This is a genomic window from Achromobacter sp. 77, assembly GCF_020541125.1.
GTDB lineage: Bacteria > Pseudomonadota > Gammaproteobacteria > Burkholderiales > Burkholderiaceae_B > Achromobacter > Achromobacter mucicolens.
Genome location: NZ_CP059848.1, coordinates 3,104,646 through 3,127,378, shown reverse-complemented (window position 1 = coordinate 3,127,378; position 22,733 = coordinate 3,104,646). Strand labels below are relative to the sequence as shown.

15 protein-coding genes are annotated in these 22,733 nt (G+C 66.0%); 11 read left to right on the top strand and 4 right to left on the bottom strand.

The window, feature by feature from the left end; genetic code table 11:
• Positions 1-199 precede the first annotated feature (199 nt).
• The 3 genes from H4P35_RS14440 to H4P35_RS14430 are packed head-to-tail and all read right to left on the bottom strand — an operon-like array spanning position 200 to position 7,526.
• On the bottom strand, positions 200-3,265 hold the full coding sequence (locus H4P35_RS14440) for an efflux RND transporter permease subunit (protein ID WP_226846048.1): 3,066 nt from the start codon (positions 3,263-3,265) through the stop codon (positions 200-202).
• Positions 3,262-6,342, bottom strand: coding sequence for a multidrug efflux RND transporter permease subunit (locus H4P35_RS14435; RefSeq protein WP_226846047.1), 3,081 nt, complete (start codon positions 6,340-6,342; stop codon positions 3,262-3,264). The genes H4P35_RS14440 and H4P35_RS14435 overlap by 4 nt, the downstream gene beginning before the upstream one ends.
• Entirely contained in the window at positions 6,339-7,526 is a 1,188-nt protein-coding gene (locus H4P35_RS14430) for an efflux RND transporter periplasmic adaptor subunit (protein WP_226846046.1), read from the bottom strand. Before H4P35_RS14430 ends, H4P35_RS14435 begins: the two co-directional genes overlap by 4 nt.
• Positions 7,527-7,679: 153 nt before the next feature.
• Here H4P35_RS14430 and H4P35_RS14425 point away from each other — a divergent pair, with 153 nt between their 5' ends.
• Complete coding sequence (locus H4P35_RS14425; RefSeq protein ID WP_180098635.1) at positions 7,680-8,636, top strand: molecular chaperone DnaJ; 957 nt, start codon at positions 7,680-7,682, stop codon at positions 8,634-8,636.
• Between the two features lie 42 nt (positions 8,637-8,678).
• On the opposite strand, the gene H4P35_RS14420 is transcribed toward H4P35_RS14425, so the two are convergent.
• Positions 8,679-9,929 carry an NnrS family protein gene (locus H4P35_RS14420; protein WP_226846045.1) on the bottom strand — a complete coding sequence of 417 codons (1,251 nt, stop codon included), beginning with the start codon at positions 9,927-9,929 and terminating at the stop codon, positions 8,679-8,681.
• Between the two features lie 242 nt (positions 9,930-10,171).
• On the opposite strand from H4P35_RS14420, the gene H4P35_RS14415 reads away from it, so the two are divergent.
• The 10 genes from H4P35_RS14415 (at position 10,172) to mobB (ending at position 22,671) form a co-directional block, all read left to right on the top strand.
• Complete coding sequence (locus H4P35_RS14415) at positions 10,172-11,431, top strand: nitrate/nitrite transporter (protein ID WP_056318336.1); 1,260 nt, start codon at positions 10,172-10,174, stop codon at positions 11,429-11,431.
• Between the two features lie 26 nt (positions 11,432-11,457).
• Positions 11,458-12,843 (top strand): NarK family nitrate/nitrite MFS transporter, encoded by a 1,386-nt coding sequence (locus tag H4P35_RS14410; protein ID WP_056318339.1) that lies wholly within the window; start codon positions 11,458-11,460, stop codon positions 12,841-12,843.
• Between the two features lie 217 nt (positions 12,844-13,060).
• Positions 13,061-16,804, top strand: coding sequence for a nitrate reductase subunit alpha (locus H4P35_RS14405; protein ID WP_226846044.1), 3,744 nt, complete (start codon positions 13,061-13,063; stop codon positions 16,802-16,804).
• Positions 16,801-18,366, top strand: a complete 1,566-nt coding sequence (gene narH / locus H4P35_RS14400) for a nitrate reductase subunit beta (RefSeq protein ID WP_226846043.1) — start codon at positions 16,801-16,803, stop codon at positions 18,364-18,366. Before H4P35_RS14405 ends, narH begins: the two co-directional genes overlap by 4 nt.
• A gap of 15 nt (positions 18,367-18,381) precedes the next feature.
• Positions 18,382-19,029 (top strand): nitrate reductase molybdenum cofactor assembly chaperone, encoded by a 648-nt coding sequence (gene narJ, locus H4P35_RS14395; protein WP_056318347.1) that lies wholly within the window; start codon positions 18,382-18,384, stop codon positions 19,027-19,029.
• Between the two features lie 18 nt (positions 19,030-19,047).
• Positions 19,048-19,731 (top strand): respiratory nitrate reductase subunit gamma, encoded by a 684-nt coding sequence (gene narI / locus H4P35_RS14390; protein WP_226846042.1) that lies wholly within the window; start codon positions 19,048-19,050, stop codon positions 19,729-19,731.
• 22 nt (positions 19,732-19,753) lie between these two features.
• Complete coding sequence (locus H4P35_RS14385) at positions 19,754-20,515, top strand: peptidylprolyl isomerase (protein ID WP_226846041.1); 762 nt, start codon at positions 19,754-19,756, stop codon at positions 20,513-20,515.
• A complete protein-coding gene (moaA, locus tag H4P35_RS14380) occupies positions 20,512-21,510 on the top strand; it encodes a GTP 3',8-cyclase MoaA (RefSeq protein ID WP_226846040.1) in 999 nt (332 codons plus the stop codon). The genes H4P35_RS14385 and moaA overlap by 4 nt, the downstream gene beginning before the upstream one ends.
• A gap of 1 nt (position 21,511) precedes the next feature.
• On the top strand, positions 21,512-22,177 hold the full coding sequence (locus H4P35_RS14375) for a carbonic anhydrase (protein WP_056318361.1): 666 nt from the start codon (positions 21,512-21,514) through the stop codon (positions 22,175-22,177).
• Positions 22,174-22,671, top strand: coding sequence for a molybdopterin-guanine dinucleotide biosynthesis protein B (gene mobB / locus H4P35_RS14370; protein WP_226846039.1), 498 nt, complete (start codon positions 22,174-22,176; stop codon positions 22,669-22,671). Before H4P35_RS14375 ends, mobB begins: the two co-directional genes overlap by 4 nt.
• Positions 22,672-22,733: the final 62 nt, after the last annotated feature.

Here is a 22,733-nt window from a genome sequence, read left to right as displayed (position 1 = left end):
CGCACCGCGAACGCCGGAAAGCCCGGCAGCGACGCTTAGTCAGGCGTGCGCGCCGGCATCGCCGGCGGAAAGCCGCATTCCAGGGGCGCAAATGTGCACCGGGGCCGGATCAGGCGGCTTTCGTCAGCGTGCCAAACGATTCTATTGAGCTTTTTATTTTCCGGCTAGCGGGAAGATGGCGGGCCTGCAGGATGCGCGGTCAGGCCATGCGGCGCTTTCCCCAGGCCAGCCCGCGCAGGCGTTCCAGCGCCAGGTAGACGATCGGGGTGGTGTACAGCGTCAGGAACTGGCTGATCATCAGTCCGCCGACGATCGCCACGCCGAGCGGGCGGCGCAGTTCCGACCCTTCGCCCATGCCCAGCACCAGGGGCACGGCACCCAGCAGGCCCGCCAGATTGGTCATGACGATGGGCCGCAAGCGCAGCATGGCGGCGCGGTGGATGGCCTGTTCGGGCGTCAGGTTTTCGCGCCGCTCCAGGCTGAGGGCAAAGTCGATCATCAGGATGGCGTTCTTCATGACAATGCCCACCAGAAGGAACAGCCCCAGCAGCGCAATGAGGGTGAACTCGATGCCCGCCGTCCGCAGCGCCAGCAGGGCGCCGACGCCCGCCGATGGCAGGGTGGACAGGATCGTCAGCGGATGCAGCGGGCTTTCGTACAGGATGCCCAGCACCAGATAGATGGCGACCAAGACGCCCAGGATCAGCCAGGGCTGGTCCTGCAGGGTCTGCTGGAAGTTGCGCGCATCGCCGCCCAGCCGGGTCTGGATGTGCGAAGGCACCATCAGCTTTGCCGTGGCCGCGTCGATGGCGGCCAGGCCTTGTTCCAGGGATACACCGGGCGCCAGCGAGAACCCGACCCACACGGCGGCGAACAGCCCGTCGTGAAAGACGCGGTCGTTGACCAGGCCATTGTCGTAGGTGGCGAACGCGGTCAGCGGCACGCGGTTGCCGTCAGCGGCCACCACGTGCACCCGTTCCAGAACCTCGGGATCCTCGGTGTAGCGGGGGTCCAGTTCGAGGACGGCGCGGTACTGGTTCATGGCGTCGTAAAGCGTGGCGACCTGGCGCTGGCTGAACGAATTGCTCAGCACGCTGCTGATGGTCTCCATGTCCACGCCCAGCCGCTGCGCCGCGCTGCGGTCGATGTCGATCACGACCTGCTGCGTGGCGCCGTCGCCCTGGGCGTCGACGTCGCGCAGCTCGGGGATCTCTTGCATGGCCTTGGAAATCTTGCGCGACCATTCGCGCAGCGCGGGCACGTCGCTGGCCATGATGGCCAGCTCGTGGTCGCCGGAATTGCCGAAGCCGCCGGGCATGCGCAGGTCCTGGTCCACGTTCAGAAAGAACATGCCGCCCGGCACCGCAGGGGCGTGGGTGCGCATCCAGTTGATGACTTCGGTCGAGGACTCGTTGCGTTCGGCGGCAGGCTTCAAGCGGATCAGGAACAGCGAATTGCTGATGCCCAGGCCGCCGCCGTTGTAGCCGATGACGTCCTCGACAGCGGGGTGCTTCAAGACCAGTTGCCGGTATTGGTCGATCTTCGGTTGCATCACCTGGAACGAAAACCCGTCGTCGCCCCGCACGAAGCCCATGAGCTGGCCGGTGTCCTGCACGGGCAAAAAGCCCTTCGGCGCCTGCACGTACAGGTAGACGTTCAGCCCCACGACGCCGGCCAGCAGCAGCAATGTAATGCGTGCATGGCCAAGTACGCGCGCCAGCGACACGCCATACCCGTCGTGCAGGCGGGCAAATACGGCCTGCATGCGCGATGGCTTGGCCGCGGCGGGGCTGACGGGCCGCAGCCACCGCGCGCATAGCGCCGGAATGATGGCTACCGAGACAACCAGCGAAATCACCGTGGCGGCCACCAGCGTGATCGAGAACTCGCGGAACAGCCGTTCCACCAGCCCGCCCATGAAGAGGATCGACACGAAGACCACGCTCAGCGCGACCGTCATCGCCACCAAGGTGAATCCCACTTCCCGCACCCCACGCAGGGCGGCCTTGACCGGCGTCAGCCCGCGCTCCAGGTGGCGCGAGATGTTCTCCAGCACGACGATGGCGTCGTCCACGACCAGGCCGGCGGCCACGATCAGCGCCATCAGCGACAGGTTGTTCAGTGAAAAACCCCACGCGTACATGACGGCAAACGTGGCGATCAGGCAGACCGGAATGGCCACGCTGGGAATCGCGGCGGCGCGCGCGTTGCCCAGGAACAGCCACACCACCAGGATGACCAGCCCGGCTGCCAGCGCCAGGGTGATGTGGGCTTCGCGCAGCGTCGCCTTGATGCCGGGCGAGCGGTCCAGCGCCACCGTCAGGTCCACGTCGGCGGGCATCAGCTGGCGCAGGCCCGGCAGCGCCTGGTTGATGGCGTCGATGGTTTCGATGATGTTCGAGCCGGGCTGGCGGCTGATGGTCAGCACCACGGCCGGATTGCGATTGTGAAAGCCGCTGCTGTAGCGGTTCTCGACCGAATCGCTGACGCGGGCTACCTGCGACAGCCGGATCACCGCGCCGTCCTGGTAGCGCACGATCAGGCTGTCGTAGTCCTGGGCGCGGCGCGGCTGCTCGGGGGCGCCGACTTCCCAGCGCCGCGCGGCCGAATCCAGCTGGCCTTGCGGACCCATCGGCGCCGCGTTGGAGATGGCCTCGCGCACGTCGTCCAGGGCCACGCCGTAGTGCGCCAGCGCGTTGGGGTTCACCTGGACCCGCACGGCGGGCAGCGAGCTGCCACCCATCGTGACTTCGCCCACGCCGCTGATCTGCGATAGCTTTTGCGCCAGCACGGTGGAACCCAGGTCGTAGAGCTGGCCCGCGGGCCGGGTGGCGGAACTGAGGGCCAGCGCCATGATGGGCGCCTGCGACGGATTGACCTTGCGGTAGCTGGGATTGCCCGGCATGCCCGAGGGCAGTTCGGCCCGCGCGGCGTTGATTGCGGCCTGCACGTCGCGCGCGGCCTCGTCGATGTCGCGGTCCAGGTCGAACTGCAATTGCACGCGCGTTGCGCCCTGATTGCTGGACGAGCTCATGGAACTGACACCGGCGATGCTGCCGAGCGCCCGCTCCAGCGGCGCCGCGACCGTGCTGGCCATGGTTTCGGGACTGGCGCCGGGCAGGTCGGCTCGCACTTCGATGGTCGGAAAGTCGACCTGCGGCAGCGGCGCCACCGGCAAGAGCCGCCATGCCACGGCGCCCAGCAGCGTCAGCGCCAGCGCCAGGAAAATGCAGGCGACCGGACGGTGCAGCAATGCGCGGATCATTTCACCGGGCCTTCGGCGTTGGGCGCCGGCGCGGCTTGAGCGCGCCGGTGGCCCAGGCGGTGAAAGAACAGGTAGACGGCGGGGGTGGTGAACAGCGTCAGCACCTGGCTGACCAGCAGTCCGCCAACCATGACCCAGCCCAGCGGCTGGCGCAATTCAGCGCCCGAACCCGTCGCCAGCATCAGCGGCAGCGCGCCAAACAGCGCGGCCAGCGTCGTCATCAGGATGGGACGCAGGCGCAGCAGCGCGGCCTCGCGGATGGCGGCCTGCGGCGCCAGGCCGCGCGTGCGCTCGGCCTCCAGCGCAAAGTCGACCATCATGATGCCGTTCTTCTTGACCAATCCGATCAAGAGGATGATGCCGATGACGGCAATCAGGTCCAGCGGCCGGCCGGTCAGCAGCAGCGCCAGCAGCGCACCTACGGTTGCCGAGGGCAGGGTGGACAGGATGGTGACGGGATGAATGGCGCTTTCGTACAGCATGCCCAGCACCAGGTACATGGTCACCACCGCGGCCAGCATCAGCCACAACGTGTTCGACAGCGACGCCTCAAAGGCGGACGCTGCGCCCTGCAGCCGCAGTTCGACGCTCTCGGGCATGCCGGTCTCCTGGCGCGCCGACTCAATGGCGGCGATGGCCTGGCCCAGGGACTCGCCGGGCGGCAGGTTGAAGGACAGGTTCACTGCGGGGAACTGCGACAGGTGATTGACCGCCAGCGGGACGGCGCGCTCGCTGACGGTGGCCAGCGCAGACAAGGGGATGGGCTGGCCGGCGTCCGTTTGCAGATGGATGCGTTCCAGCGCTTCGGGGCTGGCCGCCATCTTGCGGTCAACTTCCAGCACGACGCGGTATTGGTTCGACTGCGTAAAGAGCGTGGCGACCTGACGCTGCCCGAATGCGTTGTACAAGGCTTGCGCCACATCGTCCATCGTGAGGCCCAGACGCGCGGCGGCGTCGCGCGAGACCTCCAGATAGGCCTGGCGGCCGTCGCCCTGCAGGTCGGACGAAACGTCGGCCAGTTCGGGCGCTTGCGCCAGGCGCTCCATGAGCGCGCGGGTCCAGCGCGACAGCAGCGCGCCATCCGGCGAGGTCAGGCTGAACTGATACTGGCCTCGGCTGACGCGATCCTCGATGTTCAGTTCCTGGACGGGCTGCAGATAGAGCGAGATGCCGTGCACGTCGCGGGCCCGCGCGTCCAGCCGCGCCATGATCTCGGCCAGCGGGGCGGTGCGCTCGTTCCAGGGTTTCAGGTTGATCAGAAGCCGCCCCGTGTTCAGCGTGGCGTTCATGCCGTCGATGCCGATGAAGGAAGACAGCGTGGCGACGTCGGGATCCGCGAGCAGGCTTTGCGCCACCGCCTGCTGGCGGCGCGACATCGCGTCGAACGAGGTGCTTTGCGACGACTGCGTCACGCCTTGTAGCACCCCGCCGTCCTGCGCCGGGAAGAAGCCCTTCGGCACCGCGACATACAAGAGCGCGGTGAGCGCGACGGTCGCCAGCATCACCAGCAGCGTCAGCCGCTGATGACGCAGCGTCGTGTCCAGCCAGCCTGCATAGCGCGCCTGCAGGCGATCCAGCAGTCCGGGCTTGGACGGCGCGTGCGGCGGCAGCAGCCGCGCGCACATCATGGGCGTGAGGGTCAGCGATACAGCCAGCGATATCAGGATGGCAACGGCCAGCGTGATGGCGAATTCGCGGAACAGCCGGCCCACCACGTCTTCCATGAACAGCAGCGGGATCAGCACCGCGATCAGCGACAGCGTCAGCGAAACGAGCGTGAAGCCGATCTGCCCGGCGCCCTTCAACGCGGCCGCCATCGGGCTGTGCCCCTGCTCCCGGTAGCGTGCGATGTTCTCCAGCATGACGATGGCGTCGTCCACCACGAAGCCCGCGCCGATCGTCAGCGCCATCAGCGTGAGGTTGTTGGTGGAAAAGCCGGCCAGATACATGAATCCGAAGGTGCCGATCAGCGACAGCGGCACGGCCAGGCTGGGGATCAGTGTGGCCGGCAGGTTGCGCAGGAACAGGAACGTCACCAGCACCACCAGCCCCACCGCGAAGCCCAGTTCCCACTGCACGCCGCGCACGGACGCGCGGATGCTTTCGGTGCGGTCGGTCAGGATACGCACCTCCACGGCGGCGGGCAGGCTGGCGGTCAATTGCGGCAGCAATGCCTTGACCTGGTCGGCCACCGCTATGACGTTGGCGCCGGGCTGGCGCTGGATGTTCACCAGCACGGCGGGCTGCCTGTCGACCCACGCCGCCAGGTAGCGGTCCTCGGCGCCGTCCTCTACCGTCGCGATCTGGCCCAGCCGCACTGGCGCGCCGTTCTTCCAGGCGACGATCAGGTCGCGGTACTCCTGCGCGCTCTGCAACTGGTCATTGGCGTCCATGATGACGGACCGCACGGGGCCGTCGAAGCTGCCCTTGGGCTGATTGGAATTGGCCTTGGCGATCGCCTCCTGCACGTCCGACAACTTCAGGCCGCGCGCGGCCAGCGCCATCGGATTGACCTGCACGCGCACGGCCGGACGCTGCCCGCCGGCCAGGCTGACCATGCCCACGCCCGACAACTGCGACAGCCGCTGCGTCATGCGGGTGTCCACCAGATCGTAGACCTTGGGCAGGGGCAGCGAATCCGACGTGACGGCCAGCGTCAGGATCGGCACGTCGGCGGGGTTGACCTTGCGGTACACGGGCGGAGTGGGCAGATCGCCCGGCAGCAGCGAATCGCTGGCGCTGATGGCGGCCTGGACTTCCTGTTCGGCCACGCCCAGCGGGACGTCCAGGGCGAACTGCAACGTGATGACCGAGATGCCGCTGCCGCTGGTGGACGACATCTGCTTCAGTCCCGGTATCTGCCCGAAGCGCCGCTCCAGCGGCGCGGTGACCGCGCGCGCCGTCACATTGGGGCTGGCGCCCGGATACTGCGTGGACACCTGGATGATCGGGTAGTCCACCTGCGGCAACGCGGCCACGGGCAGCATGCGCCAGGCCAGGATGCCCGACAGCAGCAGGGCAATCATCAGGAACGACGTCGCGACCGGACGCAGGATGAATGGGCGTGACAGGCTCATGCGGACTCCTCGTCGTGGCCGGGCGGGTCGACGATCTGCACGTCGCGTCCGTCGTGCAGGCGGTCCACGCCTTCGACAACCACGCGCTCGTTCGCGGCCAGGCCCGTCAGCACCACGATGCGGCCGGCGTTTGCCGGGCCCAGCGTCAGCACCCGGCGGGTGGCGCGGTTGTCGTCGCCGATGACGAACACGAACGCGCCTTGCGACCCGTATTGCACCGCCGCGGCCGGAATGGTCACCACGTCATCTTCCTGCACCACGGCCAGCCGGATGTTCACGAACTGATTGGGAAACAGCGATTCGTCGGCATTGTCGAAACGGGCGCGCAGCCGCACCGTGCCGCTGGCCGCCTGGATGCGGTTGTCCAGCGCCTCGAGCGTGCCTTCGGCAAGCAGCCGGCGTTCGTCGGCATCCCAGGCCTGCACGCGCAGCACGGGTGTCTTTGCCTGCGCCTGCCGCAGAATGTCCAGGCGAGTTTCCGAGATGCTGAAAAGGGCCGAGATGGGGGCCATCTGGACCACGGAGGTCAATCCGTCCGCGTCCGTTGCACGCACGTGGTTGCCGGCATCGACGCGCCGCAATCCCACGCGGCCGGCGTGCGGCGCCAGAATGCGCGTGTGGCCGAGCAGGCGCTGGGCGTCCGCGACTTGCGCCAGGTTCCGTTGACGCTGCGCGGCGTAGGCCCTTACCTGGGCCTCGGCGGTATCGAGCTGCTGGCCGGCCACGGCTTCCTGCCGCGCCAGCTTGCGGTAGCGCCGCAGGTCCGCTTCGGCGTTATCCAGCAGCGCCTGCGTCTGCGCCAGCTCGCCTTCGGCAGACGCCAGCGCGGCCTGGTACGGACGCGGGTCGATCTCGGCCAGCAACTGGCCCTGCGCGACGGTCTGGCCTTCCCGATAGTGCAGCTTGACCAGTTCGCCGTCGACCTGGCTGCGCACGGTCACCTGCGCCAGCGGCGTGATGGTGCCGAGCGCGTGCAGGTCTCGCTGCAGCGGACCGACGCGCGCAGCGGCGACGCTCACCGCGACGGGGAGCTTCCCGTAGTTCGGGGGAGGCGGAGCGGCCGGGCCTTTGTTGCCCGCCAGCCAGAGCGCCACACCAATCAGCAGGGCCAGCGCCAGGGCGGCCGCGATCAGGATCAGGCGTTTGCGTGAGGGGGTGGGGCCCGCAAGGAAGCGCAGGGACATCAGGGCTGCCAGGCAAGGGGATAGCGGACAGCCGAGATTCTATATTAATAATAATGATTAGCGTTATTGATGCCGATATTCAAGAAGGGTTTGCGCGTATCGTTTAGAGTGGCGGCTGTTTTCAATACCCCGGTTTGCAACAGGAGTGGGTCCATGAGCGAAAAATCCCTCGAAAGTCCGCGTGAATTATGCGAACGCCTGCAGGAACGACTGACGGCCGAACGGGCCCGGCTGGCGCAATGGCAGTCGATCGAGGCGGATTACCACCACAAATACACCGAGACGCTGCGGCCGCTCGAAGACAAGCTGAACCAGTTGCGCTACAAACTGGTGCTGTGCTTTGACCACGCCTACAAGGAAATGGGCCTGTCCAAGGCCGAACGCGAGTTCGTGTCCGAACTGGTCACGGAGTTCTCGGAAGAACTGCTGGTGCTGTCGGCCAAGTCGGCGCTACCGGCCGGTTGCGACACCGCGCGCCTCAAGACGCTCTACAAGAAACATCGCGGGGCCGATTACGACGCCAATCTTGCCGAACTGACCGAAAGCGCGCGGCAAGAACTGGCCGATGCGCTGGACCTGGACGTTGCCGACCTGGACTCGATGTCGCCCATGCAGTTGCTGCAGGTCATCCAGGATCAGTACGACGACGAAGACGCGGAAGAGCTGCTGGAATACGCTCGCGTGGTCCGCATGCCGACCGTGACGAACGCCGTCGCCTGGGACGCACTGCAAGCGGCAGAGCGGGAGCGGCTGGCCCAGGCCGCCCAGGATCCCAACCTGCGCGCCACCGTGCAGGCCGCCGCCGACATCCCCAACGATCAGCTGCAAGCGGCCAATGCGGTGCTGGCCGCGCAGCTCGACGAGATCCTTACCCAGGTTCAGTTTGCCGAGGAAGGCTTCACGCTGCGCTATGAGCTGGACCCGTTCGCCACCTTCGATCCGGAAACGGTGATGCAAGAGCTGGATGACGACATCAAGGACATCCAGGAGTACATCCAGGAACTTGAACACGAGGTCATGCAGTTCTCGGACGAATCGCTGCTCAAGGCTTGGCTCAAGGCCATGCGGCGTGAAGTTGCCGCGATGGAGCGCCGCGAAGGCCGGTCGTGAAGCGATAGGGCGGGGGCAGGCGGTGTCTTTGACGCGGCGCCCTCAGCTCTTGGGCCGCGACACCGGCATCACCCGCATGACGGGCGCCGCCTGCTTGGCCGCCGCGTCCGCGCGCGGGCGGATCATCATGGGGAAGAACCGCCACAGGTACAGTCCCAACGCCAGCGCCCAAGCGGTGGCCGACGCATGCAGCAGGCCCAGCGTTGCCGCGGTCGGCAGCAGGGCCGCCAACCGCAGCAACGCCGCCAGGATCATCAGCGCGTAGCTCAGGACCATGCTGCGGTCCGTATGCAGCGGCCGGCCCAGATGGCCGAGTGCGGTGCGGGTCACCATGCCCAGGATCAACACCGAGAACCCGGCCACGCCGATGACGTGCGCGGGCCAAGCCTGCCGGACCACAATGCCCGACAGTTGCGCGGCACCCACCAGAAGGCCGATCCCCAGACCCAGATACCCCGCATAGAGAATCCACAGGAGCGGCACGCGCCGCACGGCCCACGGTTTCCAGGACACCCACTGCACCAGCGCAATCGCGCCGCTTGCCGCAAGCGCCAGCGCGGCGGCCTGCTGCACGCCGGCCAGCAGGCAGGCGATGGCGACGACGCCAAAGCCAAGCTGCCAGTGACCGCTCTTGGTATGGGGAGGAATGTCCAGGCCCGCAACGGCGCGCTTGGCGAAGAAGGGCATGACCCGCCGGGCGATCAGCAAGGTCAGCACGGCCATCGACAGCAGCCCGGCATTGAAATAGCGCATCAGCGTCACGTAGTCGCCCTGGACCGTCGCCCACAGGTACAGCCCGTTGGTCGCGCCAAGCGCCAGCAGAAGGAACGGCACGCCATAGTTGCGCTGGTTCCGCGTGACCACGACGGCGCGTCCCAGTGCCCCGGCCGCCCACAGGAAAAACAGCAGGTCCGCCGCCGCCGCGACGACGAAGGCAGTGCGCCCAGGAAGCAGATACCCCACGCGCGCCACGATCCACAGCCCGCACAGCGCGGCAAGCGGATTGCCCTTCAGGGGATTCTTCCCCGTCCAGTTGGCGCCCGCCGTCAGCAGGAAGCCCACGGCGATCGTGGCCACGAAGCCCCACAGCATTTCATGCGCATGCCAGAACATGCCGTTCAGCACGCCAGTCAGCCGCGCGGGTGCGTGCACCCATAGCAACACCGAGAAAAGCGCCCAGAAGCAGCCCGCCAGATACAGCGGGCGGAAACCCATTTCAGTGAACGCGCCCCACTCGGGCGGGGCGGGGCGCGGCTTCTTTGCGGGTTCGTCGATGGAAAGCAGGGTGGTCATGGTGTGGCCCGTGCGCGCGGGGCGCGCGCCGTTGCGGTTTTGAACGTGTATTTGAAATACATATTACATCTGGCCGCATCGGGACGCGATCCGGGCACTTGATCCAGCGCAAGGCTGTCCGGAACACCCGCATGACTAGGCACTTCGGAAATAGCCCTTTGGTCGGCTGGGGAATGGTTGCAACTGGGAGGGCTGCTTAGGCTACCGACATACGTATTTGTCAGCAAAAAGCGAGACTAACCATGGCAGCACATCAATCCTCGGCCGGTGCGCCGATGCGGGTCCTGATATCCAGCACGTTTGCCTTCACCATCTGTTTTGCGGTGTGGATGATCTTTGCCGTGCTGGGGATCCCAATAAAGGCGCAGCTCGGCTTGTCCGAAACGCAATTCGGCCTGCTGGCCGCCATGCCGGTCCTGACCGGCTCCCTCGTGCGCGTGCCGCTCGGCATCTGGACCGATCGCTACGGCGGCCGTCCCGTGTTCTTCGTGCTGATGCTGCTGGCGGTGGTGCCGATCTGGCTGCTGTCCTACGCCACGGAATATTGGCAGTTCCTGGTGCTGGCGCTGTTCGTCGGCCTGACCGGCGGCTCGTTCTCCGTGGGCACGCCCTATGTGGCCCGCTGGTTCCCGCGCAACAAGCAAGGTCTGGCCATGGGCGTCTTCGGCGCCGGCAACTCGGGCTCGGCCATCACCAAGTTCGTGGCCCCCGCGCTCATCGCGGCTGCCGGCGGCGCCTGGGTCATCGTGCCGCAGGTCTACGCCGTGGCGCTGCTGGTCACCGCCATCCTGTTCTGGATGTTCTCGTCGTCCGATCCCTCGCACCGCGTCGCGGGCGGCGCCTCGTTGTCGGCCCAGTTCGCCATGCTGAAGGATCCGCGTGTGTGGCGCTACTGCCAGTATTACTCGGTTGTGTTCGGCGGCTATGTGGCGCTGGCCCTGTGGATGACCAAGTACTACATCGGCGAATACGGCTTCGACATGAAGCTGGCCGCGCTGCTGGCCGCGTGCTTCTCGTTGCCCGGCGGCGTGCTGCGCGCCGTCGGCGGCTGGATCTCCGACCGCTACGGCGCCTACAAGACCACGTGGTGGGTGATGTGGGTGTGCTGGGTTGCCTTCTTCCTCCTGAGCTATCCGCAAACCGAATTCACCGTCATGACCGCCGGCGGCCCGCGTTCCTTCGGCATCGCGCTTGGCCCGGTCACCTTCACCATCCTGCTGTTCGTCGTCGGCATCGCCATGGCGATCGGCAAGGCCTCGGTCTTCAAGTTCATCTCCGATGAATTCAGCGACAACATCGGCGCCGTGTCCGGCATCGTCGGACTGGCTGGCGGCCTGGGCGGCTTCGTGCTTCCCATCATGTTCGGCGTCCTGCTCGACCTGACCGGCATCCGCTCCAGCGCCTTCATGCTGCTGTACGGCACCGTCTGCGTCTCGCTGATCTTCATGCACTTCAGTTTCCGGCCCGAAAGCGCGGCCATCGCCCGGCAGCAAGCCGCCTGACCCACCCACCATCCTGAGAGAACCTCATGTCCACTCAAGTCCTTGCGCGCTGGGAGCCGGATAATCCCGGTTTCTGGAAACAGACGGGCGCGCGCGTCGCCAACCGCAATCTGTGGATCTCGATCCCGGCGCTGATGCTGGCGTTCAGCATCTGGATGCTCTGGAGCGTGGTCGTCGTCAACCTTGACCGCGCCGGCTTCATGCTGTCCAAGAACCAGCTCTTCTGGCTGACAGCGCTGCCCGCGCTGTCGGGCGCGACGCTGCGCATCTTCTATTCGTTCCTCGTGCCCGTCTTCGGCGGGCGCAAATGGACGGCCATCTCCACCGCCTCGCTGCTGATTCCGGCGCTGGGCATGGGTTTCGCGCTGCGCGATCCCACCACCTCGTTTCCGACCCTTCTGGTGCTGGCGCTGCTGTGCGGCCTTGGCGGCGGCAACTTCAGCTCCAGCATGGCCAATATCAGCTTTTTCTTTCCCAAGGAAAAGAAGGGGCTGGCAACGGGCCTGAACGCCGGCATCGGCAACCTGGGTGTGTCGCTGGTGCAGTTCGTCGTGCCGGTCGTCATCACCATGGGCGTCTTCGGCGTTGCCGGCGGCGAACCGCAGGTCATCAACGCCAATGGCGCGCAGCAAAATCTGTGGCTGCAGAACGCGGGCTTCATCTGGGTGATCCCCATCGCGCTGGCGTCCATCGCCGCATGGTTCGGCATGAACGACATCGCCGATGCGCGCGCCTCGTTCGCCGACCAGGCGGTCATCTTCAAGCGCAAGCACAACTGGTTGATGTGCTGGCTGTACGTGGGCACGTTCGGGTCGTTCATCGGCTTCTCGGCGGGCTTCGCCATGCTGACCAAGACGCTGTTTCCCACCGTCAATCCCATGGCATACGCCTTCCTGGGACCGCTGGTCGGATCGCTGACGCGTCCCGTGGGCGGCTGGATCTCCGACAAGCTGGGCGGCGCCCGGGTCACGCTCTTCACCTTCGCGGCCATGATTGCCGCGGTGGCTGGCGTCGTGACGTTCCTGCCGGGTGAGGGCCGCCTGGGCGACTTCAACGGCTTTTTGGCCATGTTCATCGTGCTCTTTGCGCTGACCGGCCTGGGCAACGGTTCCACGTTCCGCATGATTCCGGTGATCTTCCTGCGCGAACGCACGCAGGCGGCGCAGGGCAAGGGTCCGGCCGCGCAGAAGCAGGCCATGTCGGAGGCGGCCAAGGAATCGGCCGCGGTGCTGGGCTTTTCCGGCGCCATCGGGGCCTACGGCGGCTTTTTCATCCCGCGCAGCTTCGGCACGTCGCTCGAAATGACGGGCAGCGTCCAGACCGCGCTGTTCTGCTTCATCGGCTTCTATGCCACCTGCATGCTGATCACGTGGTGGTACTACGCACGCCGCAACGCGCCCATTCCCTGCTAAGGAGCGTTCGCCGGGGCACGGCCGCGCACACGTTGCGTGGCCGGGCCCCGGCGGCCTTGCGGCCCGACTAGTTCGGCCTACCCGGGTAACTAGTCACTCTGCCGAACCCGGGTTGTGCCACCGGCGAATGGTCGGCCAGACAGCCCAGCCCTAAAGTTGTTTCATCAGCATTGATCGCAGTACGCGCCGGCCAGGCCGGCGTTCTTGGAGAAACACAATGAGTCATTTTCTGGACCGGTTGAAGTTCATGTCGCGGGTGAAGTCCACCTTCGCGAACGGTCACGGCGAAACCGTCAACGAGGACCGCAAGTGGGAGAACGCCTACCGCGCGCGCTGGCAGCACGACAAGGTGGTGCGTTCCACCCACGGCGTGAACTGCACCGGCTCCTGCTCCTGGAAGGTGTATGTCAAGAACGGCCTGATCACCTGGGAAACCCAGCAGACCGACTACCCCCGCACCCGTCCCGACCTGCCCAACCACGAGCCCCGCGGCTGTCCTCGTGGCGCGTCGTACAGCTGGTATGTGTATTCGGCGCAGCGCGTGAAGTACCCCATGATCCGCGGCCGCCTGATCGAAATGTGGCGCGAAGCCCGCAAGACGATGGACCCGATCGCGGCCTGGGAATGGATCAGCCAGGACCCCAAGCGCGCCAAGCGCTACAAGTCGGTGCGCGGCCTGGGCGGCTTTGTCCGCGCCGATTGGGACACCGCCACGGAAATCATTGCCGCCGCCAACGCGCTCACCATCAAGAAGTACGGCCCGGACCGCGTGATCGGGTTCTCGCCGATTCCCGCCATGTCGATGGTCAGCTACGCCGCCGGCGCCCGCTACCTTAGCCTTTTGGGCGGCGCCTGCCTCAGCTTCTACGACTGGTACTGCGATCTTCCCCCCGCCAGCCCGCAGATCTGGGGCGAACAGACCGACGTGCCCGAGTCGGCCGATTGGTACAACTCCACCTACCTGATGGTCTGGGGCTCGAACGTGCCGCAGACCCGCACCCCGGACGCGCACTTCTACACCGAAGTCCGCTACAAGGGCACCAAGACCGTGGCCGTGTCCAGCGACTTCGGCGAAATGGTCAAGTTCGGCGACATCTGGCTGGCGCCCAAGCAGGGCACCGACGCCGCGCTCGCCATGGCCATGGGCCACGTCATCCTCAAGGAATTCCACCTGTCGGGCAAGTCGGCCTACTTCACGGACTACGTGCGCCGCTACACCGACATGCCGATGCTGGTGCAGCTCAAGGAACGCGACGGCTTCTACGCTCCTGACCACTTCCTGCGCGCCTCGCAGCTGGACAACGCGCTTGGCGAACAGAACAACCCCGACTGGAAGACGCTGGTGCTGGACGAGTCCACCGGCGATCTGGTGGCGCCCAACGGCACCATCGGCTTTCGCTGGGGCGAGGGCGCCGTCAACGGCGGCGAGAAGGTCGGCCGCTGGAACCTGGAATCCAAGGATGGCGGCTCGGGCCGCGAAATCCTCCCCACGCTCAGCCTTCTGGGCAAGTCCGACGACGTGGTCGGCGTGGGCTTCCCGTACTTCGGCAGCGAACACGACGAGCTGCTGGTGCGCAACGTGCCCGCCCGCCGCATCCGCCTGGCGGACGGCACCGAGGCGCTGGTCGCCACGGTGTATGACCTGCAGATGGCCAACTACGGCCTGGACCGCGGCCTGGGCGGCGGCAACGTCGCGTCCTCGTACGACGACGACGTTCCCTATACGCCCGCCTGGCAGGAAAAGCACACCAGCGTGCCGCGCGCGCAGGTCATCCAGGTGGCGCGCGAGTTCGCCCAGAACGCGCACGACACCGAAGGCAAGTCTATGGTCATCGTCGGCGCCGGCCTGAACCACTGGTACCACATGGACATGATCTACCGCGGCATCATCAACATGCTGATGATGTGCGGTTGCGTCGGCAAGAGCGGCGGCGGCTGGGCGCACTATGTGGGCCAGGAAAAGCTGCGCCCGCAGTTCGGCTGGGCCCCGCTGGCGTTTGCCGCCGACTGGGTGCGCCCGCCGCGCCAGATGAACGGCACCTCGTTCTTCTACGCCCATACCAGCCAATGGCGTCACGAAAAGCTGAACGTGCAGGAAGTGCTCGGCCCCACCGCCGACCGCGCCAAGTACAGCGAACTCAGCATGATCGACCTGAACGCCCGCGCCGAGCGCATGGGCTGGCTGCCGTCGGCGCCGCAGCTTCGCACCAATCCGCTGGACGTCGTGGCACAGGCCGACAGCCTGGGCAAGGATCCGGTCGCGCACGCCGTCGAACAGATGAAGTCGGGCGAGCTGCGCATGTCCTGCGAAAACCCGGACGATCCCGCCAACTTCCCGCGCAACATGTTCGTGTGGCGCTCCAACATCCTGGGCTCCAGCGGCAAGGGCCACGAGTACTTCCTGAAGTACCTCCTGGGCACCCAGAACGCCGTGTTCGGCGATGAAGCCGACGCCATCAAGCCGTCCGAAGTCACCTTTGAGGACGACGCCGCCGAAGGCAAGCTGGACCTCCTGACGGTGCTGGACTTCCGCATGAGCACCACGTGCCTGTACGGCGACATCGTGCTGCCCACCGCCACCTGGTACGAAAAGGACGACCTCAACACGTCCGACATGCACCCCTTCATCCACCCGCTGAGCGAAGCCGTGCAGCCGCTCTGGGAAAGCAAGACCGACTGGGAAATCTACAAGCTGCTGGCCAAGAAATTCAGCGAAATCGGCGGTCCGTACCTGGGCAAGCGCCGCGACCTGGTGCTGACCCCGCTGATGCACGACACCCCGGGAGAACTGGGCCAGGCCTTCGAACCCAAGGACTGGAAGCTCGGCGAATGCGACCTGATTCCGGGCAAGACGGCCCCGTCCATGACGGTGGTCGAACGCGACTACAACGACATCTACCGCAAGTTCACGTCGGTGGGTCCGCTGCTGGACAAGCTGGGCAACGGCGGCAAGGGCATCAACTGGAACACCCAGCACGAGGTCCACGAGCTGGCTGGCATCAACGACAGCGTCACCGAAACCGGCGTCAGCCAGGGCCGTCCGCGTCTGGACACGGCGATCGACGCGGCCGAGATGATCCTGACCTTCGCACCCGAGACCAACGGCCATGTGTCGGTCAAGGCCTGGGAAGCGCTGGGCAAGATCACCGGACGCGACCACACGCACCTGGCGGTCGGACGCGAGCACGACAAGATCCGCTTCCGCGACATTCAGGCGCAGCCGCGCAAGATCATTTCGGCGCCCACCTGGTCCGGTCTGGAAAGCGAAGAGGTCAGCTACAACGCCGGCTATACCAACGTCCATGAACTGATCCCATGGCGCACCCTGACCGGCCGCCAGCAGTTCTACCAGGATCACCGCTGGATGCTGGACTTTGGCGAAGGCTCCTGCGTGTACAAACCCGCCATCGACACCAAGACGGTTGCACCCATGCTGGGCAAATACCCGAACGGCGAAAAGGAACTGGTCCTGAACTGGATCACGCCGCACCAGAAGTGGGGCATCCACAGCACGTACTCGGACAACCTGCGCATGCTGACCCTCAGCCGCGGCGGCCCCCACGTGTGGGTGTCCGAAGCCGAGGCCAAGCAGGCCGGACTGGTCGACAACGACTGGGTGGAAGTGTTCAACGTGAACGGCACGCTGACCGCCCGGGTGGTCGTGAGCCAGCGCGTGCCGGTCGGCATGTGCCTGATGTACCACGCACAGGAAAAGATCGTGAACGTGCCGGGCGCTGAAACCAGCGGCAAGCGCGGCGGCATCCATAACTCGGTCACGCGCACGGTGCTCAAGCCCACGCACATGATCGGCGGATACGCGCAGCAGGCCTATGGTTTCAACTACTACGGCACCGTGGGCGCCAACCGCGACGAGTTCGTGGTCGTGCGCAAGATGAAGAAGGTGGACTGGCTGGAAGGCCCGCTCGTCGAAGAACTGCAACAAGAAGAGAAGCAATCATGAGGATACGCGCCCAAATCGGCATGGTGCTGAACCTGGACAAGTGCATTGGCTGCCACACTTGCTCGGTCACCTGCAAGAACGTCTGGACCAGCCGCGACGGTGTCGAGTACGCATGGTTCAACAACGTTGAAACCAAGCCCGGCATCGGCTATCCGAAGGAATGGGAAAACCAGGAAAAGTGGAAGGGCGGCTGGAGCCGCACGGCCGCCGGCAAGCTGGAACCGCGCCAAGGCGGCAAGCTGCGCATCCTGGCCAACCTGTTCGCCAACCCGAACCTGCCCGCCATCGACGACTACTACGAGCCGTTCACCTACGACTACGAGCACCTGAAGAACGCGCCGCTGTCGCAGACGCCGCCCACCGCGCGCCCGGTGTCGGTGCTGACGGGCAAGAAGATGGACAAGATCCATTGGGGCCCGAACTGGGAAGACGACCTGGGCGGCGAATTCAGCTCGCGCAGCCGCGATGCGCTCTTCGAAGGCGTGCAGAAAGAGATGTACTCGACGTTCGAGAACACCTTCATGATGTACCTGCCGCGCCTGTGCGAACACTGCCTGAACCCGGCCTGTGTCGCCAGCTGCCCGTCCGGTTCCATCTACAAGCGCGAAGACGACGGCATCGTCCTGGTCGATCAGGACAAGTGCCGCGGATGGCGCATGTGCATCTCGGGCTGCCCGTACAAGAAGATCTACTACAACTGGAACAGCGGCAAGGCCGAGAAGTGCACGTTCTGCTATCCGCGCATCGAGGCCGGCCAGCCGACCGTGTGCTCGGAAACCTGCGTGGGCCGCATCCGCTACCTGGGCGTGCTGCTGTATGACGCCGACCAGATCGAAAATGCCGCCGCCACCGCGAACGAGCAGGATCTGTATCAGTCGCAGCTCGACCTGTTCCTGGACCCGCATTCGCCCGAGGTGATTGCCGCGGCGCGCGAGCAGGGCATCCCGGACTCGTGGCTGGAAGCTGCGCGCAATTCGCCCGTCTACAAGATGGCCGTCGAATGGAAGGTGGCCTTCCCGCTGCACCCCGAATACCGCACGCTGCCGATGGTCTGGTACATCCCGCCGCTGTCTCCCATCCAGACGGCCGCCGAGTCCGGCAAGATGCCCCAGCGCACCGTGGGCAAGAGCGGCATGATCCCCGACGTGTCGACGCTGCGCATCCCCGTGCGCTACCTGGCCAACCTGCTGACCGCCGGCAAGGAAGCGCCGGTGCTGCAAGCGCTGGAACGCATGCTGGCCATGCGCGCCTTCAAGCGGTCCGAGACCGTCCATGGCGAACGCGACACGGCCCTGCTGGAGCAGGTCGGCCTGACCGAGGAAACGGTGCAGGACATGTACCGCATCATGGCCATCGCCAACTACGAAGACCGCTTCGTCGTGCCCAGCAGCCACAAGGAAGTGGTTGAAGACAGCTTCAACGAGAAGGGAAGCTGCGGCTTCACCTTTGGCAACGGCTGCTCGGGCGGCGTGTCGGAAGGCACCCTGTTCGGCCGCAAGCCGCAGGGCAGCGAGATCTTCATCGAAATGCCCAAGTCGCGCAAGAAGGCCGTTTCGGCCTGAGGAAAGGAGAACACCATGAGCCTGTACCGACTGCTTTCCGCCATGCTGTGCTATCCCGAGCCGGAGCTGCTGGATTACCTGGGCGAACTGGAAGAGGCCCTGGCGGCCTATCCGGACGCCGAGGAAACCCTGCAACCGCTGGTCAGCTACCTGGCCTCGAACGACCTGATTCCCCTGCAAGAGAACTACGTCGCCACCTTTGACCGCAACCGCTCGCATTCGCTGCACCTGTTCGAGCACGTCCACGGCGAAAGCCGCGACCGCGGCCAGGCGATGGTGGACCTGCTGGAAACCTACCGCGCGCACGGCTTCGAGCCGATGGTGTCGGAACTGCCGGACCACGTGCCGCTGTTCCTGGAATTCCTGGGAGTCATCGATCCCGACACAGCCCAGGAGCTGCTGGACGAAGCCATCCACGTGCTGGCGGCCATCGGCGCGCGCCTGGCCAAAAGCGAAAGCTCCTACGCCTGCGTCTTTGCCGTGCTGCGCGCCCAGTCCCGCGTGATTCCGCGCGTGCAGACCGAGGCGCCGGTGCGCGACATGGACGAGGCGATGGAGGCCTTCGGGGCCGGCCCCGACGGCGTGGAACCGCTGCTGCGGCCGTTTGCGGGAGGCGGGGTGCAGACCGTGCACTTCCATCCCCGTTCCGCCGCGACTCATTAATGCCCAGGACGACGCATCATGAACTCCCTGAACCAGTTTCTTTTCGGCATCTATCCGTACATCGCACTGACGATCTTTCTGCTCGGCAGCCTGGCGCGTTTTGAGCGCGAGCAATACACCTGGAAATCCGACAGCTCGCAACTGCTGCATCGCGGCCAGTTGCGGCTGGGGAACATCCTGTTCCACATCGGCATCCTGGGCCTGTTCTTCGGGCATCTGGTCGGCCTGCTCACCCCCGTCATCGTGTGGGACACGCTGGGTGTCTCGCACTCGCTCAAGCAGATGGTTGCGATGGTGGCGGGCGGCGTGATGGGCGGGCTGTGCCTGATCGGCCTCTTGATCCTGATCCACCGCCGCCTGACCGACCCCCGCATCGCCCACACCACGCGGCCCGGCGACAAGATCCTGCTGCTGTGGATTCTGGTGACGCTGCTGCTCGGGCTGTCCACGATCGCGCTGTCGGCTGGCCACATGGACGGCGAAATGATGGTGCACCTGATGACCTGGGCGCAGCACATCGTCACGTTCCAGGGCGACGCCGCCAGCTACATCGCCGGCGTGCCGCTACTGTTCAAGGCGCACCTTTTCATGGGCCTCACGCTCTTCGTGATCTTCCCGTTCACCCGTCTGGTGCACGTCTGGAGCGGTTTCGCGTCGGTGGGCTACCTGGGCCGCGCCTGGCAACTGGTCCGTCCGCGCTGATACCCCGTCTTAGGAGCCGAACATGCCTGTCATCGTCAATGGCGTCGAACTGAACGACGCGGATCTGGAACGTGAACTGCCCTTGCACGCAGAAGCCGGCAATCCCATGCGCGAGGCCGTGACGGCCCTGGTGCTGCGGCGCGTCCTGCTGGACGAGGCCGGCCGGCAGGGCCTGGACGTGTCCGACGAGGAAAGCGCCATCGGGGCCTTGCTCGCCAGCCAGGCCCCGGCGCCCGAAGCCGACGACCAGACGTGCCGGCGCTTTTACCAGATGCACCCCGAACGCTTCATGGTGGGCGAACTGGTCGAGGCCGACCACATCCTGTTCCAGGTCACGCCCGACGTGAACCTGGACATGCTGAAGGCGCATGCCAACGTGGTGCTGGCCGAGCTGCTGGCCGATCCGTCGCGGTTCGCCGAGGTGGCCCGCGAACAATCCAATTGCCCATCCGCGGCCGTCGGCGGCAATCTGGGCCAACTGGGGCGCGGCGACACCGTGCCGGAATTCGAACGCGCGGTGTTCGCGCTGCCTTCGGGCGGGTTGCTGCCGCAGTTGCTGCAGACGCGGCACGGCCTGCACATCGTGCGCGTGGTTCGGCGTGTCGAAGGGCGGCTCTTGCCCTACGAACACGTGGCCAAGCAGATTGCCACGGCGCTTACGTCCATGAGCCGCGATACCGCCTGGCGGCAATACACCAAGCTGCTGGTCGGGCGCGCCAAGATTTCGGGCATCGATCTGGACGACGGCGAACCCGAACGGGTCTTCGCCGGGAGCGCCGCATGATGGATGAGCCAGCCCCCGCCGCCCTGGCGGACGGCTTCGGCCGCCGCATCGACTATCTGCGCGTTTCGGTCACCGATCGCTGCGACCTGCGGTGCAGCTACTGCCTGCCCAAGGATTTCAAGGGTTTCGAAACGCCGGCCAACTGGATGACCCACGACGAAATGGCCCGGCTGGTCGGACTGTTCGTGAGCCTGGGCGTGGCCAAGGTCCGGCTGACCGGCGGCGAGCCGCTGCTGCGCAAGGGCGTGGCCGGGCTGGCGGCCACCATCGCCGCCATGCCCGGGCTGCGCGACCTGTCCGTGTCCACCAACGCCACGCAGCTATCGCGCCATGCGCAGTCGTTGCGGGCAGCGGGGGTGGACCGTCTGAACATCAGCCTGGACACGCTGGACGCGGCAGCGTTCTCGCAGATCACCGGACGCGATTGCCTGGACGCCGTGCTGGCCGGATTGTCGGCCGCGCGGCAGGCTGGCTTTTCCCCCATCAAGCTCAACAGCGTGGTGCATGCGGCCACGCCGGAATCCGAAGTGCGCCGCCTGCTGTCCTATGCGGTGGAGCAGGGCTTCGTGCTGCGGCTGATCGAACCGATGCCGATGGGCGAGTGCGGCCGCGGCTTTACGCACACTGACCTGAACGCGATGGGCGCGCGCCTGGCCGCCGACGCCGGGCTGGTGCCGTCGCTGGCCGAATCACGCAACGGCCCGGCGCGCTACTGGACCAGCGGGCAGGGCGCGCCCGTGCTGGGCGTCATCACCCCCATGTCGCGTCATTTCTGCGCCACCTGCAACCGCGTGCGGATGGGCGTGGACGGCACCTTGTATCTGTGCCTGGGCCAGGAAGACCAGGTGCCGCTCGGACGCTTGCTGCGCGCCGGCGCCAGCGACGCCGATCTCATCCAGGCCATCCGGGCTGGCATCGCCGCCAAGCCGGAACGCCACGAATTCAACGCCCGGCCCGAACGCATCGTGCGCTTCATGTCGCAAACGGGAGGCTGACATGCAGGATCTTGAACGACTGGTTGGCGGCTTCCAGCGCTTTCAGCAACAGTATTACGAAGACGCGCCGTCGCTGTATCGCAACCTGCGCGACGGCCAGCATCCCAGCACATTGCTGATCGGCTGTTGCGATTCCCGCGTGGACCCGGCCATGCTGCTCGGTTGTGATCCCGGCGACATCTTTACCGTGCGCAATGTGGCCAATCTGGTGCCGCCGTGCAGCAAGGACCGCGGCCTTCAAGGGGTCCTGGCAGCAATCCAGTTTGCAGTGGAGCAGTTGCAGGTCAGCCGCATCATCGTGCTGGGGCACGCCCAATGCGGCGGGATCCGGGCACTGATGGAGCGCGGCATCCGCCGCGACGGCGAGACCGACTATCTTGGGCGCTGGATGGACATCGCCGAACCCGCGCGCGAGCAGGTGCTGCGGCAGATGCCGGACGCCACCAAGGAAGAGCGCCGGCGCGCCTGCGAACAGGCTTCCATTCTGATCTCGCTGCGCAACCTGGAGGACCTGCCTTTCGTGCGGCGGGCGGTTGACGCGGGCAGCCTGTCCCTGCACGGGTGGTATTTCGACCTGGTGGCGGGCGCTTTGCTGGCATACTCCCCGCGGGCGGACACGTTTTTGCCCATCGTATGTCCCTTGCTGACGGAACCCGCACTCGTATGACTCCCGTATTCGGTATCGCCGGCCGCTCCGGCAGCGGCAAGACCACCCTGATCGAGGCCATGCTGCCGCTGCTTGGCGCGCGCGGCCTGCGGGTGAACGTCATCAAGCACAGCCATCATGATTTTCAGATGGAGCCCCCCGGCAAGGACAGCGCGCGCTTTCGGACTGCGGGCGCGCAGGAAGTCATGATTGCCTCGCCATACCGGTATGCCATCGTGCATGAACTGCGCGACACGCCGGAACCCACGCTTGAGGCGCAACTGGCGCGCTTGTCGCCCGCCGATCTGGTGCTGGTCGAGGGCTTCAAGCAGGCCGCGATTCCGCGCATCGAGGTCTACCGTCCGGCGCTGGGCAAGCCGCCGCTGCATACCGAAGATTCTTCATTCCTGGCCGTCGTGACGGATGCGCCGCTTGAGATCGCCTTGCCCTGCCTGCCGCTGAACGACCCTGCCCAGGTTGCGGATTTTCTGTGCCGCACCCTTGGGTTGACCTGATCGCGTGGGGCTAAAACGCGCGCAATCGCGCCGGAAGGCGGGCGGGAAGCGACTACACTGAT